Source organism: Rhodospirillum centenum SW, assembly GCF_000016185.1.
Taxonomy (GTDB): Bacteria; Pseudomonadota; Alphaproteobacteria; order Azospirillales; family Azospirillaceae; genus Rhodocista; species Rhodocista centena.
Window position 1 is genome coordinate 2,939,156 of the sequence record NC_011420.2, and the last position, 16,664, is coordinate 2,955,819.

General features: G+C 71.2%; 19 protein-coding genes and 1 tRNA gene. 15 read left to right on the top strand and 5 right to left on the bottom strand.

All coding sequences use genetic code 11. From position 1 onward, the window contains the following. Positions 1-79 precede the first annotated feature (79 nt). Positions 80-667 (top strand): hypothetical protein, encoded by a 588-nt coding sequence (locus RC1_RS22650; protein WP_419760911.1) that lies wholly within the window; start codon positions 80-82, stop codon positions 665-667. Between the two features lie 105 nt (positions 668-772). On the opposite strand, the gene RC1_RS13655 is transcribed toward RC1_RS22650, so the two are convergent. Next, positions 773-976, bottom strand: coding sequence for a hypothetical protein (locus tag RC1_RS13655; RefSeq protein ID WP_012568006.1), 204 nt, complete (start codon positions 974-976; stop codon positions 773-775). A gap of 571 nt (positions 977-1,547) precedes the next feature. On the opposite strand from RC1_RS13655, the gene dnaK reads away from it, so the two are divergent. After that, positions 1,548-3,470 carry a molecular chaperone DnaK gene (gene dnaK / locus RC1_RS13660; RefSeq protein WP_012568008.1) on the top strand — a complete coding sequence of 641 codons (1,923 nt, stop codon included), beginning with the start codon at positions 1,548-1,550 and terminating at the stop codon, positions 3,468-3,470. Between the two features lie 111 nt (positions 3,471-3,581). Beyond that, complete coding sequence (gene dnaJ / locus RC1_RS13665; protein ID WP_012568009.1) at positions 3,582-4,721, top strand: molecular chaperone DnaJ; 1,140 nt, start codon at positions 3,582-3,584, stop codon at positions 4,719-4,721. 48 nt (positions 4,722-4,769) lie between these two features. Here dnaJ and RC1_RS21110 read toward each other — a convergent pair whose 3' ends face one another. Both RC1_RS21110 and RC1_RS13675 read right to left on the bottom strand, forming a co-directional pair. Further along, entirely contained in the window at positions 4,770-5,045 is a 276-nt protein-coding gene (locus RC1_RS21110; RefSeq protein ID WP_012568010.1) for a hypothetical protein, read from the bottom strand. Between the two features lie 278 nt (positions 5,046-5,323). Further along, positions 5,324-5,539, bottom strand: a complete 216-nt coding sequence (locus tag RC1_RS13675; RefSeq protein WP_012568011.1) for a hypothetical protein — start codon at positions 5,537-5,539, stop codon at positions 5,324-5,326. A 235-nt stretch (positions 5,540-5,774) separates the two neighbouring features. Between RC1_RS13675 and RC1_RS21500 the strand changes: the two genes are divergently transcribed. Together RC1_RS21500 and RC1_RS13685 are read left to right on the top strand one after the other, a co-directional pair. Continuing rightward, positions 5,775-6,161: a DUF952 domain-containing protein gene (locus RC1_RS21500; RefSeq protein WP_012568012.1), complete on the top strand. Its 387-nt coding sequence runs from the start codon at positions 5,775-5,777 to the stop codon at positions 6,159-6,161. 2 nt (positions 6,162-6,163) lie between these two features. Beyond that, on the top strand, positions 6,164-7,210 hold the full coding sequence (locus tag RC1_RS13685; protein WP_041786534.1) for a quinone-dependent dihydroorotate dehydrogenase: 1,047 nt from the start codon (positions 6,164-6,166) through the stop codon (positions 7,208-7,210). Positions 7,211-7,213: 3 nt separating this feature from the next. On the opposite strand, the gene RC1_RS13690 is transcribed toward RC1_RS13685, so the two are convergent. Continuing rightward, positions 7,214-8,257 carry a hypothetical protein gene (locus tag RC1_RS13690; protein WP_012568014.1) on the bottom strand — a complete coding sequence of 348 codons (1,044 nt, stop codon included), beginning with the start codon at positions 8,255-8,257 and terminating at the stop codon, positions 7,214-7,216. Between the two features lie 465 nt (positions 8,258-8,722). Here RC1_RS13690 and RC1_RS13695 point away from each other — a divergent pair, with 465 nt between their 5' ends. The 7 genes from RC1_RS13695 (at position 8,723) to ptsP (ending at position 14,486) form a co-directional block, all read left to right on the top strand. Continuing rightward, positions 8,723-9,292 (top strand): DJ-1/PfpI family protein, encoded by a 570-nt coding sequence (locus tag RC1_RS13695; RefSeq protein ID WP_012568015.1) that lies wholly within the window; start codon positions 8,723-8,725, stop codon positions 9,290-9,292. 287 nt (positions 9,293-9,579) lie between these two features. Continuing rightward, positions 9,580-10,443: an endonuclease/exonuclease/phosphatase family protein gene (locus RC1_RS13700; RefSeq protein ID WP_012568016.1), complete on the top strand. Its 864-nt coding sequence runs from the start codon at positions 9,580-9,582 to the stop codon at positions 10,441-10,443. Positions 10,444-10,476: 33 nt separating this feature from the next. After that, complete coding sequence (locus RC1_RS13705; RefSeq protein ID WP_012568017.1) at positions 10,477-11,007, top strand: HPr kinase/phosphorylase; 531 nt, start codon at positions 10,477-10,479, stop codon at positions 11,005-11,007. Further along, the gene (rapZ, locus tag RC1_RS13710; RefSeq protein ID WP_012568018.1) at positions 11,004-12,002 is read left to right on the top strand and encodes an RNase adapter RapZ; all 999 of its coding nucleotides are present in this window, start codon (positions 11,004-11,006) and stop codon (positions 12,000-12,002) included. Before RC1_RS13705 ends, rapZ begins: the two co-directional genes overlap by 4 nt. Then, on the top strand, positions 11,999-12,400 hold the full coding sequence (locus RC1_RS13715) for a PTS sugar transporter subunit IIA (protein WP_012568019.1): 402 nt from the start codon (positions 11,999-12,001) through the stop codon (positions 12,398-12,400). The genes rapZ and RC1_RS13715 overlap by 4 nt, the downstream gene beginning before the upstream one ends. Positions 12,401-12,403: 3 nt before the next feature. Further along, positions 12,404-12,700: an HPr family phosphocarrier protein gene (locus tag RC1_RS13720; RefSeq protein ID WP_012568020.1), complete on the top strand. Its 297-nt coding sequence runs from the start codon at positions 12,404-12,406 to the stop codon at positions 12,698-12,700. Next, positions 12,690-14,486, top strand: a complete 1,797-nt coding sequence (gene ptsP, locus RC1_RS13725; protein ID WP_012568021.1) for a phosphoenolpyruvate--protein phosphotransferase — start codon at positions 12,690-12,692, stop codon at positions 14,484-14,486. The genes RC1_RS13720 and ptsP overlap by 11 nt, the downstream gene beginning before the upstream one ends. A gap of 161 nt (positions 14,487-14,647) precedes the next feature. Here the strand turns inward: ptsP and RC1_RS13730 are convergent. Continuing rightward, positions 14,648-14,723: transfer RNA gene (locus RC1_RS13730), tRNA-Ala, on the bottom strand. 194 nt (positions 14,724-14,917) lie between these two features. Between RC1_RS13730 and RC1_RS13735 the strand changes: the two genes are divergently transcribed. The 3 genes from RC1_RS13735 (at position 14,918) to folD (ending at position 16,598) form a co-directional block, all read left to right on the top strand. Further along, positions 14,918-15,214 carry a YggT family protein gene (locus RC1_RS13735; protein WP_012568022.1) on the top strand — a complete coding sequence of 99 codons (297 nt, stop codon included), beginning with the start codon at positions 14,918-14,920 and terminating at the stop codon, positions 15,212-15,214. Between the two features lie 8 nt (positions 15,215-15,222). After that, complete coding sequence (locus RC1_RS13740) at positions 15,223-15,576, top strand: DUF167 domain-containing protein (RefSeq protein ID WP_012568023.1); 354 nt, start codon at positions 15,223-15,225, stop codon at positions 15,574-15,576. A 107-nt stretch (positions 15,577-15,683) separates the two neighbouring features. Further along, the gene (gene folD, locus RC1_RS13745) at positions 15,684-16,598 is read left to right on the top strand and encodes a bifunctional methylenetetrahydrofolate dehydrogenase/methenyltetrahydrofolate cyclohydrolase FolD (RefSeq protein ID WP_012568024.1); all 915 of its coding nucleotides are present in this window, start codon (positions 15,684-15,686) and stop codon (positions 16,596-16,598) included. The last annotated feature ends 66 nt before the right edge of the window (positions 16,599-16,664 follow it).

The following is a 16,664-nucleotide window of genomic DNA, read 5'->3' on the forward strand; positions in this document are numbered from 1 at the left end:
GACTGGGCCGGCTACGCCCAGTCGCTGACGGACCGGGCCGGTGAAGGGGATGCTGACGGGGCCGGTGACCAATGCTGCAATGGGTCCTTTCGTGCGCGACGACCTGCCCCGCGCCGCCGTCTGCCGTCAGATCGCCCTGGCCCTGCGCGACGAGGTGGTCGATCTGGAACGGGCCGGCATCCGGGCCGTGCAGATCGACGAGCCGGCCATCCGCGAGGGCCTGCCCCTGCGCCGCGCCGACTGGGCCGCCTATCTCGACTGGGCGGTGGAGTGCTTCCGGCTGTCGGCCTCGGGCGTGCGGCCGGAGACGCAGATCCACACCCACATGTGCTATTCGGAGTTCAACGACATCATCGAGGCGATCGGCGCGATGGATGCGGACGTGATCTCCATCGAGACGTCGCGCTCGAAGATGGAGCTGCTCGACGCCTTCACCGGCTACCGCTATCCGAACGAGATCGGACCCGGCGTCTATGACATCCACTCCCCGCGCGTGCCGGGCGTGGATGAGATGGTCGCGCTGCTTGTCAAGGCGCGGGAACGGCTGAAGCCGGACCAGATCTGGGTCAATCCGGACTGCGGGCTGAAGACCCGCCGGTGGGAGGAGGTGAAGCCGGCCCTGGTGGCCATGGTGGCGGCGGCGAAGGCCCTGCGCGCCATGCCCTGACGGCAGGACGGTCCGGGGCGGTGGTGCGGGGGCTCCCGGACCGCTGCCCCGCGCCACCGCTGCCCCGCGCCACTCCCCCGCCGCCCCTGCCCCCGGCAGGTCCCCTCAGCAGTGGCCCATCGGGCGCTTGTGCAGCAGGTCGCCCGCCAGCTCCACAGGTTCGGCGGCGCGGGCGGCATCCTCCGCCGCCAGGGCGGCGATGCCGATCAGATAGGCCACCTCGTGCAGTTTCCCGCTCTGTGCATCCGCGGCCAGGCTTTCCAGGCAGCGTTTGATGGCCAGGGCCATGTCGCGTCGAGACTCTGTCATCGTTGCTCCACCCCGAAGCTTTTGCTTCCCCCTGAAGCGCACCGGCCGGACGCGCGGCCTGACCCGATGACGATATTCGAAAGCGGATCGATTTGGGAGATATAATGTATCCGGTTTACTTCTAAAGGTCATTCCCCTGAAGAAATTGGGGCTGAACATCCCCAATTGGCCCGGGACGGGGAGGCCGCATTTCTTCTGCGGCCATGGATGGCACCGTGCCATTAATATACCATTAACAAGAGTATTCTGCCGGTCTGTGATGTTCCAGGATCGGCTGCTTGCCCCAGGACGGTATCACCGGCGGCGGGAGCGCGGCCGGGAGCGCGGCCGGGAGCCCGGCCGGGAGGCAGGCTGCGGTGGGGTCGCCGGGGGTGGGCCCCGCGGCTCTTTCTTGCCCCCCATGGCGGCGGTTGCAGCCTTTGCCGCACCTGCCTATATCTGCTGCGTTCGCGGGGGCATTCCCTTCTCCCGCCCGAAGACCAATGTCAGTGAGAACCTGCATGGGGGATCGGTGTGGTGCCGGACAGGCACGGGCCGCAGCCGATCTGCCGGAAACGAGAGGTCGCACATCATGAGCAAAGTCATCGGCATCGATCTTGGCACCACGAATTCCTGCGTGGCCATCATGGAAGGCACGCAGGCCAAGGTGATCGAGAACGCCGAAGGGGCGCGCACCACCCCGTCGATGGTCGCCTTCACCCAGGGCGGCGAGCGGCTGGTCGGCCAGCCGGCCAAGCGCCAGGCGGTGACCAACCCGGAGAACACGTTCTTCGCCATCAAGCGCCTGATCGGACGGCGCTACGACGATCCCCTGACCCAGAAGGACAAGGGGCTGGTCCCCTACCGGATCGTCGGCGGCAAGAACGGCGATGCCTGGGTCGAAAGCCACGGCAAGCAGTACAGCCCCAGCGAGATCAGCGCCTTCATCCTCCAGAAGATGAAGGAGACGGCGGAGAACTATCTCGGTGAGAAGGTGACCCAGGCGGTCATCACCGTCCCGGCCTACTTCAACGACAGCCAGCGCCAGGCCACCAAGGACGCCGGCAAGATCGCCGGCCTGGAAGTGCTGCGCATCATCAACGAGCCGACGGCCGCGGCGCTCGCCTACGGCATGGAGAAGAAGGGCACCGGCACCATCGCGGTCTACGACCTGGGTGGCGGCACCTTCGACATCTCCGTGCTGGAGATCGGCGACGGCGTGTTCGAGGTGAAGTCCACCAACGGCGACACCTTCCTGGGCGGCGAGGACTTCGACGCCAAGATCATCGACTACCTCGCCGAGGAGTTCCAGAAGGAGCAGGGCATCGACCTGCGCAAGGACCGGCTCGCGCTGCAGCGCCTCAAGGAGGCTGCGGAGAAGGCGAAGATCGAGCTGTCCGCGTCCATGCAGACCGAGGTCAACCTGCCCTTCATCACGGCCGACGCCTCCGGGCCGAAGCACCTGAACATCAAGCTGACCCGGTCCAAGCTGGAAGCCCTGGTGGACGATCTGGTCCGCCGCACGATCGAGCCCTGCAAGGCGGCGCTCAAGGACGCCGGCCTGAAGGCCAGCGAGATCGACGAGGTGATCCTGGTCGGCGGCATGACCCGCATGCCCAAGATCATCGAGACGGTGAAGCAGTTCTTCGGGCGCGAGCCGCACCGCGGCGTGAACCCGGACGAGGTGGTCGCCGTCGGCGCCGCCATCCAGGGCGGCGTGCTGAAGGGCGAGGTGAAGGATGTCCTGCTGCTGGACGTCACTCCGCTGTCGCTGGGCATCGAGACGCTGGGCGGCGTCTTCACCCGCCTGATCGACCGCAACACCACGATCCCGACCAAGAAGTCCCAGGTCTTCTCCACCGCCGAGGACAACCAGACGGCGGTGACCATCCGCGTCTTCCAGGGCGAGCGCGAGATGGCGGCCGACAACAAGATGCTCGGCCAGTTCGACCTGATGGGCATTCCGTCCGCCCCGCGCGGCGTGCCGCAGATCGAGGTCACCTTCGACATCGACGCCAACGGCATCGTCAACGTCTCGGCCAAGGACAAGGCCACCGGCAAGGAGCAGACGATCCGCATCCAGGCCTCGGGCGGCCTGTCGGACGCCGACATCGACCGCATGGTCAAGGATGCCGAGGCGCACGCCGCCGAGGACAAGAAGCGGCGTGAGCTGGTCGAGGCGCGGAACCAGGCCGACGGCCTGATCCACACCACCGAGCGCACCCTGTCCGAGAACGGCGACAAGCTGCCGGGGGCGGAGAAGTCCGCCGCCGAGGCCGCCATCGCCGAGCTGCGCACGGCCATGGCCGCCGACGATGTCGCCGACATCAAGGCGAAGACCGACGCCCTGGCCCAGGCCTCCATGAAGCTGGGGGAGGCCCTCTACAAGGCCGGCCAGGAGACGGGCGGTCCGGGCGCCCCCGGCGGCGACTCCGGTGCGTCCGAGGCCGGCGGCGAGAAGGTGGTCGATGCCGACTTCGAGGAGGTCGACGACGACCGCAAGAAGTCCGCGTGATCCGGCCACGGCATCCGATCGCCATGGCGATCGTCCCGCCCGTCCACGGACGGCGGGGCGGTCTGCCATGCGGTGGCATGAGGACGGGATAGGGCGACGGTAAGGGCCACCATGTCGAAGCGGGACTATTACGAGGTGCTGGGCGTCCAGAAGGGCGCCAGCGCCGACGACCTGAAGAAGGCCTATCGCAAGCTGGCCATGCAGTACCACCCTGACCGCAATCAGGGTGACAAGGCCGCCGAGCAGAAGTTCAAGGAGATCAGCGAGGCCTACGACGTCCTGAAGGACGACCAGAAGCGGGCCGCCTACGACCGCTTCGGCCACGCCGCCTTCGAGAACGGCCGCGGCGGTCCCGGCGCCGGGGCCGCGGGCTTCGACTTCAACTTCGGCAGCGGCTTCGCCGACATCTTCGACGAGATGTTCGGGGAGTTCATGGGCCGCGGCCGCGCCGGCCAGACCAGCAACCGCGGCGCCGACCTGCGCTACAATCTGGAAATCACCCTGGAGGACGCCTTCAAGGGCGCCACCACCACGGTGCGCGTGCCCACCTCTGTCGCCTGCGAGAGCTGCAACGGCACCGGGGCCGAGGGCGGCAGCACCCCGATCGCCTGCCCGACCTGCAACGGTCACGGCAAGGTGCGGGCGCAGCAGGGCTTCTTCACCATCGAGCGGACCTGCCCGGCCTGCCACGGCGTCGGCCGGGTGATCAAGGACCCCTGCCGGACCTGCGGCGGCCAGGGCCGCGTGCGCAAGGAAAAGACCCTCTCCGTCAACATCCCGGCGGGGGTGGAGGACGGCACCCGCATCCGCCTTGCCGGGGAGGGCGAGGCCGGCCTGCGCGGCGGGCCGCCGGGCGATCTCTACATCTTCCTGGCGATCGCGCCGCACCGCTTCTTCCAGCGCGACGGCGCCAACCTGCAGTGCCGGGTGCCGATCCCGATGACGACGGCGGCGCTCGGCGGCAGCGTCGAGGTGCCGACCATCGACGGCAGCCGGGCCAAGATCGCCATTCCGGCCGGCACCCAGACCGGGCACCAGTTCCGGCTGAAGGGCAAGGGCATGAGCGTGCTGCGCAGCCCGGCCCGCGGCGATCTCTACATCCAGGTGGTGGTGGAGACGCCGGTCAACCTGACGAAGAAGCAGCAGGAGCTGCTGCGGGAATTCGAGAAGGCGGGCCAGGACGGCCTGCATCCGGAATCCGAAGGCTTCTTCGCCAAGGTCAAGGAACTCTGGGCCGACCTGAAGGACTGATCCCCGGGGCGTGCGCGTCCGGCGGTGAAACGGCGTCCGGCGGGAGCCTCAGTGCTCTCCGGCGGGCGCCGTTCCGTATCTGTCTGCACCGTCGCCGTCGGGGCCGTGCAGTTCCGCCAGCAGTTCCTGGTGCGTGGCCGCGGTCGCCAGCTCGAACCAGGCCAGCCGGGCGACCCGGCGGCCGGGGCTGGTGTCGGCTGCGCGCCGCTCCTCCTGGAGCTGCGGGCTGCCGGCCGGCATGTCGCGGCCGACCGGATCTGTCTGATAGGCCGGGGCCGGCGGGGGCGTCGGCGGCGACTGGTGTGCCGGGGATGTCTGCTGCATGGTCAGGCTCCCACCCTTGTCCGTCCCGGGGAGCTGCCGTTCCGCAAGGGACGGTAAGCTGGACGGTGTTCCCGCGTCTGGCTGCTTTTCCGCGTGTTCCTTGGCCGCGTGACACTGGACGGCATGACACCGGGTTCTGTCGCGCCGTCCGTCCGGGTCCCGGGGCTCTGCCCGCCCGGACCCGCGCGGGACCCGATGCATAAAACTTTATCCGTTTCCGCCCGTGGAGGGGAAGCCCCTCGAAGGATAGGGCGACGTCCGGTGACCATGGCTGCCGCTCAGTCCGCGGCCTTCAGCATCGCCTGATAGACGGCCCAGGCCGTCTCGACCCCGATCCCGCCCGCCCGCGCGCCGGCCAGCAGCATCTCCGCCGTCGGCTTCACGGGAACGGCGGTCAGGCCGTACATGCCCATCTGCTCCACCGTGTCCAGGGCATTCCGCAGGGTTTCGCTCATCTCGGGACGGATGTTCTCCAGTGTGGAGGAATTGCCCATGATCTGATCCTTCTACGTGCTGATCCGGGCGGCCCGGCATGGGCCGCAACGCCTGGCCGCAGGGAAAAGCAAGCCGGATGCCACCGGGATCGTGCGGGCAACTTCTTGATTTTCGGTGCATATGCCCGGTGCAGCCGGCAATCTGGAACAATTCAAAATCGGAATGCCGGGGCGGGGGTCGCAATTTGCGAGCGCCCCGCTGGTCAGGCCCGGGGTGTTCCGCTAGAACAGCGCCATGACGGAACCGATCTTCCACATGTGCCGGGCCGGGGAATGGACCGATGCCCTGGCGCGCGGCGCTTATGCCGGATCCTCGCAGGACATGGCGGACGGCTTCATCCATTTCTCCACCGCCGCCCAGCTTCCGGAGAGTGCCGCCCGGCACCGCCGCGGCCAGCCGGGGCTGGTGCTGCTGACGGTCGATCCGGTTCCGCTGGGGGCCGCCCTGAAGTGGGAGCCCTCGCGCGCGGGGCAGCTCTTCCCGCACCTCTACGGTGCGCTGCCGGTATCGGCCGTGCTGCGGGCCGATCCGATGCCGCTGGGACCCGACGGGGTTCCGCGGGTGCCGCCGCATGCCGCTCCGGGGCCGGCCCCCGGGCCTGCCCCGGAGACCGTGCCGTGAGCCTGTCCGACCTCTATCCGCTCGCCCGCCCCTTCCTCCAGGCGATGGACCCCGAACGGGCCCAGTCGCTGGTGTTCTCGGCGCTGCGCTCGGGCCTGGCCGGCGGCGATCCCGGTCCCGACGATCCGGTGCTGCGCACCCGGCTGTGCGGGCTGGACCTGCCGAACCCCGTCGGCCTCGCCGCCGGCTTCGACAAGGATGCCGAGGTGCCGGACGCCATGCTGCGGCTGGGCTTCGGCTTCGTCGAATGCGGCACGGTCACGCCGCTGCCGCAGCCCGGCAACCCGCGGCCACGGCTGTTCCGGGTGCCTTCGGCGGAGGCGGTCATCAACCGCTTCGGCTTCAACAGCCTGGGCCTGGACGCCTTCGCCGCCCGGATGCAGGCGCGGCACGGCCGGCCCGGCATCGTCGGGGCCAATGTCGGCAAGAACAAGGAACAGCAGGACGCGGCGGCGGACTATGCCGCCGGCATCCGCCGGCTGGCGCCGCTGGCCGCCTATCTGGTGGTGAACGTTTCCTCGCCCAACACGCCGGGCCTGCGCGCCCTGCAGGGGCGGGAGCCGCTGGCCGCCCTGCTCGGCCGCTGCCTGGAGGTGCGCCGCGCCGCCGGTGCCGAACCGCCCCTGTTCCTCAAGGTCGCCCCCGACCTCACGGAAGAGGACAAGGCGGACATCGCCGCCGTGGCGCTGGAGAGCGGGATCGACGGGCTGGTCGTCTCCAACACCACCGTCTCGCGCCCGCCGGAGATCCCCGCGTCCCTGGCGCAGGAGGCGGGCGGCCTGTCCGGCCGGCCGCTGTTCACGCCGTCCACCCGCGTGCTGGCGGAATTCCGCAGCCTGACCGGGGGCCGGCTGCCGCTGATCGGCGTCGGCGGCATCGCCTCGGGGGCCGATGCCTACGCCAAGATCCGGGCCGGCGCCTCCGCGGTGCAGCTCTACACGGCCCTGTCCTACCAGGGACCGGCCCTGGTCCGCCGGATCAAGGCCGACCTTGCCGCGCTGCTGAAGCGGGACGGCTTCGCCAGCGTGGCCGAGGCGGTGGGACGGTAGCGCTCAGAAGCGGACCGTCATTCCGGCACGCAGGCTGTGTCCGTCGGGACCGCGGTGACGGTCCTCGGTGACGTGGTCCAGGGTGAACAGCGTCCCTTCCGGCCGTTCCAGGCTGGCGGTCAGCATCAGCACCGATTTCGTGGTCCTGCCGCCCAGGCGCAGGCGCGCCTCGCGGTCGCGGCGGCGCCGGCCGCCGTCGCCCAGGGGCAGCCACCAGGAGACGTCGGCCCCCAGCCGCAGCCAGCCGATCCGGCCCAGGTCGTGGCCGTAGTCCGCCGCCAGCCGTGCCAGCGTCTCCACCGCCACGGCTCCGGACCCGCCCGGTCCGGCCGTGCCGCTGCGTCCGGCCTGAACCCCCAGGCGCAGCTCGGGCGTCAGGGTCAGCCCCGGTGCCGGCTCGAAGCGGCCGACCCCGCCCAGCTCGCCGAACAGCACGCCGGCAGCGCGGGCGTCGCCGCCGTCGTTGCCGGGTGCGGCGGCGTCGCCTTCCCTGCCGCCGGGTGCGGCGGTGTGGCCTTCGCTGCCGCCGGGCGCGGCGGCGTGGCCGATGCCGGCGATGGCGTGCAGGCCCGTTCCCGACGTCTCCGTGCGGGACAGATAGACCGCCAGCGTGCGCGCCGTGAGGCCGTCCGCCTCCGGCGCCTCGACATAGGACGCGGTGATGCCGGCCATGCCGCGCCCGTCCAGCTCCAGATCGACCCCGGCGGTCAGCCCGTCGCTCAGCAGCCGGCCGCCGATCCAGTGGACGCCGCCGCTGACGAAGGCGCCCAGGCGCCTGGCCAGACTGCCGCTGCCCTCGGGCACCGGGGCCAGGGCAGCGGCCGGCACTTCCGTTCCGGACAGGCCGAGCGCCAGCCCCTCCAGGTCCAGCCCGCCCTTGTCCTGTATCCGGCGTTCGCCGATCCGGGCGACCACGCCGTCCAGGTGGAGGCGCCCCGCGGCCACCGCCGCGTCCAGCGCCTCCTGCCGCCGCGGGACCGAGGCGTCTGCGCCGCCCGCCCACGCCGTCAGCATGACGGCGATCGCGATTCCGATGACGGACCGCATCCTTCTCTCCGCTCTGCCGCTTCGCGGAGGAGAGGCTCGAAGGGGCGCCCCTTCTTGCTGGTTAATCCGGAAAAAGGATTACAGCGATGTCACGTTGACTACCCCTTGTGCGTGGCGGGGGCGGAAAATACATGCGGTTGGCGGGTCCCATCTCGTGCAGATGCCAGCCCTGTCCGAAATGAGGATTGACCTCGGGCCGTAGACACTCCAATTACCGCACCATGCTCGACAAGCTTTGACAGGCGCCTCGCCGCGCCCTTCCCGTGGCCGACCGGAGAGGGCGGCCGCCCGCTGCACGCCGTTCCGCTCGGCATTGCGGGCTTTGCGATCCATCAGCCCGGTGGGCTGCCCGCCGCCTTGTCCGACGGGCGGCGCTGCACCGGGCCCGGTCGGGGGAGACCCCGGGGCCAGGGCCGGACTTCGCCGGACCGACCAAGGCCGGACCAACCAAGAAGGAGACGAAAATTGACCGATCAGCCGCTCGCCGGAAAGACCGTCGCCATCCTCGTTGCCAACGGCTTCGAGGAGCTGGAAATGACCGAGCCGCAGCGCGCCCTCCTGAAGCTGGGTGCCGCCCCGAAGATCATCTCTCCCGAACAGGGCCTCGTGAACGGCTGGCACGGCGCCGCCTGGGGTCACTATTTCCCGACCGACAAGCATGTCGGCGACGTGCTGGCGGCCGATTTCGACCTGCTGCTGCTGCCGGGCGGTGAGCGCAGCGTCGCCAAGCTGTCCAACAACCCGCACACCCGCCGCATCATCGGCAGCTTCATGGATGCCGGCAAGGGCGTCGCCGCCATCGCCCAGGGCGTGCAGCTCCTGGCCGTGGCCGAGCGCGCCAAGGGCCGCACCGTCGCGGTGCCGGAAACCGCGGCCGAGACGCTGACCACGGCCGGCGCCAAGCTGGCCGAGGAGCCGGTGGCGGTGGACCGCTTCCTGGTCACCGCGGTCGGTCAGGACCAGCTCGCAGAGTTCATCGAGACCCTGTCGCGGGTGTTCGTGCAGGCGATCGAGCAGCGCCGTCAGGCGGCCTAGTCGGTCAGGCTTCCGGGTCCCCCGGGGACCCGGTCACTACTTCCGGGGCGCGCTCTTCACGGGGCGCGCCCATTTTCGTTGCGCCCTTTCGTTGCGCCCTCTGCCCCTGCCTCCCTGGAGCGTCCGTGAATTTAAGGTGTCGGCCCTGCAGGGGGATTCCGTCCCGCGGACGAACGGTCTAGGGTCGGAGCGTCCGCGCCACAGATCGGTTTCAGGTGGCGGGCCTGTCAGAGCGCCCTCCCGGGTCCCCGTCGGCCCCCCGGGAAACCGCATCCGGAGAGACCACGATGCCGCGTGCCCTGCCGCTCCTGCGCCGCGATCCGCACCGCTCGCCGCTGCGCGACCCGGCGGAGCGGGGGGACCTCCGCAGCGGCAGCGTCCCGCCGGGGTACGGTCGGCTCTGCGTCGCCACCTGGAACATCCATTCCTGCGTCGGCATGGACGCCCGCTTCGCGCCGGAGCGCACGGCCTGCGTCATCCGCGGCCTGGATGCCGACGTCGTCGGGCTGCAGGAGGTGGGCTGGCACCATCGCGGCGAAATGGGCGTGGACCAGTTCGCCTTCCTGGAGGCGGCGACCGGCTACCGGGCCCTGGCCGGCCCGACCAAGCACAACCGCGCCGCCCACTACGGCAACGCCCTGCTGACCCGGCGCCCCGTGCTGGAGGTCGCCCCCCTCGACCTCGCCATGCCGATGCGCGAGCCGCGCGGCGGGCTCTGTGCGGTGCTGGATCTGGACGGGGTGGAGGTGCAGGTGATCGTGGCCCATCTCGGGCTCGACCCGTGGGAACGCAATGCCCAGGTCACCCGCATCCTGTCCTTCCTGGACGCGCGGCCGCCGCGGCCGACCGTCTTCATGGGCGATCTGAACGAATGGCGCCCGAAGGCGCCGCGGCTGGCGCGGCTGTCGGAACGGCTGCCCGACTGCGCCGCGCCGCGCAGCTTCCATGCCCGGCTGCCGACGCTGCGGCTGGACCGCATCTTCGTCTCCCCGACGCTGCACCTCGCCAGCTTCGAGGTGGTGCGCAGCGCCATGACCCGCCGCGCCTCCGACCATCTGCCGGTGCGGGCGCTGATCGGGGTGCCGCCGCGCGACGCCGACCGCCAGGCCGGGGGGGATCGCCCTGCGGTCGGTCCCTGCGAGTTCCGTTGACAGCGGGCGCGGCCAGCCTCACCTTCCGGCGTCATGATCCGCATCCATGCGACCTGCGTGAGCGTGTCCGGCGCGGGGGTCCTGATCCGCGGCCCCTCCGGCGCCGGCAAATCCGACCTCGCCCTGCGCCTGGTCGATGCCGGGGCGTTGCTCGTTGCCGATGACGTGGTCGAGCTGACGCCCGGCGACAGCCACAACGACAGCAACAGCAACAGCGACAACACCAGCGGCGCCGGCGGTCAGGCGGCCCGCCTGCTGGCCCGGGCGCCGGCCGCGCTGGCGGGGCTGCTGGAGGTGCGCGGTGTCGGCATCCTGCCCGTTCCCCATCTCGATGCGGTGACGCTGGCGCTGGTCGCGGATCTGCTGCCGCCGGGCCGTCCGGCGGAGCGCCTGCCGGAACCGGCGACCGTGACCCTGGCGGGCGTCGCCCTGCCGCGCATCGCGCTGGCCCCGTTCGAGGTCTCGGCCGTGGCCAAGCTGCGCCTCGCCGCGGCTGCGGCCGTGGCCCGCATGCCTTTCCTGCCGCCCGCTTTCGCTGCCCTGCCCGCGGATGGTGCGCCATGACCGGCCAGCCCCTCACGATGGAAACGGCGGCCGGGGCGGACGCCGGGACGGGAGCGGCCACGCACCCCGCCGACGGCCGCCGCCCGGTGGTGGTGGTCACCGGCATGTCCGGCGGTGGCCTGTCCACGGCGCTGAAGGCGCTGGAGGATCTGGGCTACGAGGCGGTGGACAATCTCCGCCTGTCGCTGCTGACGGCCCTGGTGTTCCAGGCACACGACCGGCCGCTCGCCATCGGCATCGACAGCCGCACCCGCGATTTCAGCGCCGACGCCCTGTTGCAGGAGCTGGACGCGCTGCGCGCCCATCCCGACCTCCGGGTCCGCCTGCTGTTCATGGAGGCGACGGAGGAGGTGCTGCAACGGCGCTACACCGAGACGCGCCGGCCGCACCCCCTGGCCGTGGACCGGCCGGTGCCCGACGGCATCGCCCTGGAGCGCACGCTGCTGGTGCCGCTGCGCGAGGCGGCGGAGGTGGTGATCGATACCTCCCAGCTCTCCATCCATGACGTGCGGCGGCTGCTGACCGGGCATTTCCGGCTGGACGGCGATCCCAGCCTGCATGTCTTCGTCACCAGCTTCGCCTACCGCCACGGCGTCCCGCGCGAGGCGGATCTGGTGTTCGACGTGCGCTTCCTGGACAACCCGCACTGGGACCCGGCCCTGCGGCCCCTGACCGGGCTGGACCGGCCGGTGGCCGAGCATGTCGGGCGCGACCCGGACTTCCCGGACTTCTTCCGGCACCTGACGACGCTGCTGGCGCCGCTGCTGCCGCGCTACGCCCGGGAGGGCAAGCACTACCTCACCATCGCCATCGGCTGCACCGGCGGCCGCCACCGTTCCGTCTTCACCGCCCACCGGCTGGCCGGCTGGCTGCGGGACCAGGGCTACAAGGTGGGCGAAGGCCACCGCGACCTGGACCGCCGCCACCCGGCGCCTGAACCCGCCCCGCCGTGGCGGGAGGTCGCCAGCAGGGAGACCCCCGAGGAGCACAGATGATCGGCTTGGTTCTCGTCACCCACGGCCGGCTGGCCGAGGAGTTCATCGCGGCGCTGGAACATGTCGTCGGCCCGCAGGAGAAGGTGCGCGCCGTCTGCATCGGGGCGGACGACGACATGGAGAAGCGGCGGGAGGAGATCCTCGCCAAGGTCGGGGAATGCGACAGCGGGCGCGGCGTCGTGGTGCTGACCGACATGTTCGGCGGCACCCCGTCCAACCTCGCCATCTCCATCCTGGACCGGGCCCGGGTCGAGGTCATCGCCGGCGTCAACCTGCCCATGCTCATCAAGCTGGCCAGCGTGCGCAAGACGGAGACCATGAAGAACACGGTGCAGGCGGCCCAGGATGCCGGCCGCAAATACATCAACGTCGCCTCCTCCCTGCTGGCGGACGGCTGACCCATGGATGTCGAACGCATCGGGGGCGGCGACGCCCTCACCGCCGTGCTGCTGATCCAGAACCGCCGCGGCCTGCACGCCCGTGCGGCGGCGAAGTTCGTCCGGCTGGCGGCCGAATACGATGCCGAGGTCGAGGTGACCCGCGGCGACCAGACCGTGTCGGGCCAGTCGATCATGGGGCTGATGATGCTGGCCGCGGGGCTCGGCACCTCCGTGCATCTCGCCGCGCGTGGCCCCCAGGCCGCCGAGGCCCTGGCCGCCCTGGCCGATCTGGTCGGGCGCAAGTTCGATGAAGACTGACCGTCCACCGAAGACCGACCGACCGCCGACCCCGCCGCAGGACCGCATCCTGCGCGGTCTCGGCGTGTCCGCCGGCATCGCCATCGGCCCGGCGCACCTCGTCGAGTCGGGCTCCCTCCAGGTGCCCGAATATCCGGTGCCGGCCGACGGCATCGAGGAGGAGGTGACGCGCTTCCAGGTGGCGGTGGAGAAGGCGCGCAAGCAGATCAGCAAGCTGAAGGCCAAGGCATCGGTGCTGCCGGGATCGGCGTCGGAGGATGTCGGCTTCCTGCTCGACGCGCATCTGGCGATGCTGACCGGCTCGCGGCTCATCCGCGGCGTGGAGCGGCGCATGCGCGATCTCCGCTGCAATGCCGAGGCGGCCGTGCAGGCGGAGATCGCCGCCATCGCCCAGACCTTCGCCGAGATGGACGACGCCTATCTGTCCGCCCGCGTCGCCGACGTGCGCGAGGTGGGCAAGCGGCTGCTGCGCATCCTGATGGACCGCAAGTACCAGGCCTTCGCCACCCTGCCGGAAGGGGCCGTCGTGCTGGCGGAGGAACTGACCCCCGCCGACACCGCCCTGATGGACCCGCGCCGCATCGCCGGCTTCGCCACCCTGCTGGGCGGGGCCGAGGGGCACACGGCGATCATGGCCCGCTCGCTGGGCCTGCCGGCGGTGCTGGGTGTGCCCGGCGTCCTGGCCGGGGTGCAGCCGGGCGACATGGTGGTGGTGGACGGCATCGCCGGCCGGGTCTGCCTGAACCCCTCGCCGGCCATGCTGGAGGAATACCGGCACCGGCGCGAGGCGCTGCTGGCCGAGCGGCGGCAGTTGAAGTCGCTGCGCCGGCTGCCGTCGGTCACCCGCGACGGCACCGACGTCACCCTGCTGGCGAACCTGGAACTGCCGCGCGAGGTGGAGACGGCGGTGGAGGCGGGGGCCGCCGGCGTGGGGCTGCTGCGCACCGAGTTCCTGTTCATGAACCGCGACGACCTGCCCGACGAGGAGGAGCAGACCGCGCAGCTGACCGACTTCCTGCGCCGCATGAACGGCCAGCCGGTCACCGCCCGCACCCTGGACGTGGGCGGGGAGAAGCTGGCGACGGCGCTGCGCCAGCCCCTGGGCGAGCCGGCCAACCCGGCGCTGGGCCTGCGCGCCATCCGCCTGGGCCTGCGCGAGCCGAAGCTGCTGGAGACGCAGCTCGCCGCCATGCTGCGGGCGGCGGCGGAGGGGCCGCTGCGCATCCTGCTGCCGATGATCTGCGCCCCGGCCGAGGTCCGGAAGGTGCGGGAGATCATGGCGACCGTGGCCCGCCGGCTGCGCCGGCGCGGCGTGCGGATCGCCAACCCGCTGCCCCGGCTGGGGGTGATGATCGAGGTGCCGGGGGCGGCGCTGTCGGCCGATGCGCTGGCCCCGCTGTGCGACTTCTTCGCCATCGGGACGAACGATCTGGTGCAGTACACGCTGGCCATCGACCGCGGCGACGAACAGGTGGCGCATCTCTACGACCCGCTGCATCCGGCCGTGCTGCGGCTGGTGCAGTTCACGGTCGATGCCGCGACCCGCGCCGGCATCCCCGTCAGCGTCTGCGGCGAGATGGCGGGCGATCCGCGCTACACGGCGCTGCTGCTGGGGCTGGGGGTGCGCGAACTGTCGATGTCGCCGGGCAACCTTCCGCTGGTGAAGCGGCGGGTGCGCTCGCTCGACCTGGTGGAGGCGACCCGCCGCGCCCGGGTCATCATGGAGCAGTCCGACAGCGGCCGCATCGCCGCCCTGCTGGACGATTTCAACGGGCTGGCCGCCTGAGAGCGGCCGGCCCGTCCCGGCGGGCGCGGGCCTGCAATGGCCGCGCGCACGGACAGCGCCCGCCGAGGCAGCAGCGCGACGGCGGCGGAGGCCTGTCGGCAAGGGACAGTGCATCCCGGTCTGTGGTTCTGGAAGGAAATCCCCGCCGGAAGGGGGGGGAATGGTGGAGCCGAGGAGGATCGAACTCCCGACCTACGCATTGCGAACGCGTCGCTCTCCCAGCTGAGCTACGGCCCCACGCCGGGGCATCGCCTGGGGGTTCCCGCGGGCGGGAACTGCGATGCCCGTGAAGTGGGCGGGATAATGGTCATCCGCGGGGGCGCTGTCAAGTGTTCCCTGCGGCCCGTTGGCGGGCAGGCTGGACAGGGCCGCATGGCCGGATTAGGGTGCCGCCCGAACCGCTCCCCCCGACGACAACGGCCGGACGCCCCATGGAGCCTCTCCTCCTGACGATCTTCCAACTGCTGTTCGTGGTGCTGGGACTCTATGTCTGGGTCCTGATCATCTCGGCGGTGCTGAGCTGGCTGATCGCCTTCGACGTGATCAACACCCGCAACCGCTTCGTCTACACCCTGGCGGACATCTTCTACCGCCTGACGGAGCCGGTGCTGCGCCCGATCCGCAACGTGCTGCCCAACCTGGGCGGCATCGACATCTCCCCCATCGTCGTCATCCTGCTGATCTATTTCATCCGCAGTCTGATGGTGAATTACGGCCTGATCTACTGAGGCCGGCCGTGGCGGCGCCCTCCGCCGGCGGTCCCCGCGACGGCGCGGCCTTCGCCGAGGCCGCGCCCGGCGGGGTGCGCGTCGCCCTGCGGGTGACGCCGAAGGCGTCGCGCACGGCCGTCCAGGGTCCCATGGACGGGCCGGAGGGCCGCACCCTGCTGAAGCTGGCCGTGACGGCCGTGCCGGAGGACGGCAAGGCCAACGCCGCCGTGATCGCGCTGCTGGCGAAGCACTGGCGGTTGCCGAAGAGCAGCATGTCCATCGTGTCCGGTGGCACGGACCGGACGAAAGTACTATTCATCGCGGGCGACGCGGCCGATCTGCTGGCCCGCATCGGCGGCCAGGGGGCCGGCGCGTCCTGACCGGCGCGTCCTGACCGGCGCGCCCTGAGAGGAGCAGGGACGGCTGGCGCCGTCCCGCAGCAGTTGGCCGGGGCGGCTGGCGCCGTCCCGTGAGGGGGAGACCAGCAATGACCGAAGCGCGCATCATCGACGGCAAGGCCTTCGCCGCGGACCTGCGGGGCCGTATCGGCGCCGCCGTGGAGCATCTGCGGACCGCCTACGCGCTGGTCCCCGGGTTGGCCGTGGTGCTGGTGGGAGAGAATCCGGCCAGCCAGCTCTACGTCAAGAACAAGGGCGAGCAGACCCGCGAGGCGGGGATGCACAGCGTCACCCACCGGCTGCCGGTGGACACGACGCAGGAGCAGCTCCTGCGGCTGATCGGCCAGCTCAACGCCGACCCGTCGATCCACGGCATCCTGGTGCAGCTTCCGCTGCCGCCGCAGATCGACCCCGCCGCCGTGCTGGCCGCGATCGACCCGGACAAGGACGTGGACGGCTTCCATGTCGTCAATGCCGGCCGTCTGGCGGTCGGGCTGCCGGGGCTGGTGCCCTGCACGCCGCTGGGCTGCCTGATGCTGCTGAAGGACGTGGTGGGCGACCTGCGCGGCCTGAACGCCGTGGTCGTCGGCCGCTCCAACATCGTCGGCAAGCCGATGGCCAATCTCCTGTTGCAGGCGAACGCCACCGTCACCGTCGCCCATTCCCACACCGTGGACCTGCCGGAGGTCTGCCGCGGGGCGGACATCCTGATCGCCGCCGTGGGCCGGCCGGAGATGATCCGCGGCTCCTGGATCAAGGAAGGGGCGATCGTCATCGACGTGGGCATCAACCGGGTGCCGGCGCGCGATCCGGCCGCGGCCGCCGCGGGCAAGACGCGCGTCGTCGGCGACGTGGCCTTCGAGGAGGCCAAGGGCATCGCCGGCGCCATCACCCCGGTGCCCGGCGGCGTCGGTCCCATGACCATCGCCTGCCTGCTGCTGAACACGCTGACGGCCGCCTGCCGGTCGAAGGGGATCACCCCGCCGGACGACCTGATGCCCTGATCCGTTGCAACCGGGTCCCGTCCGGGACCGCCCCCTCCGGGGTCAGCAGGGGAAACCGCCAGGGAG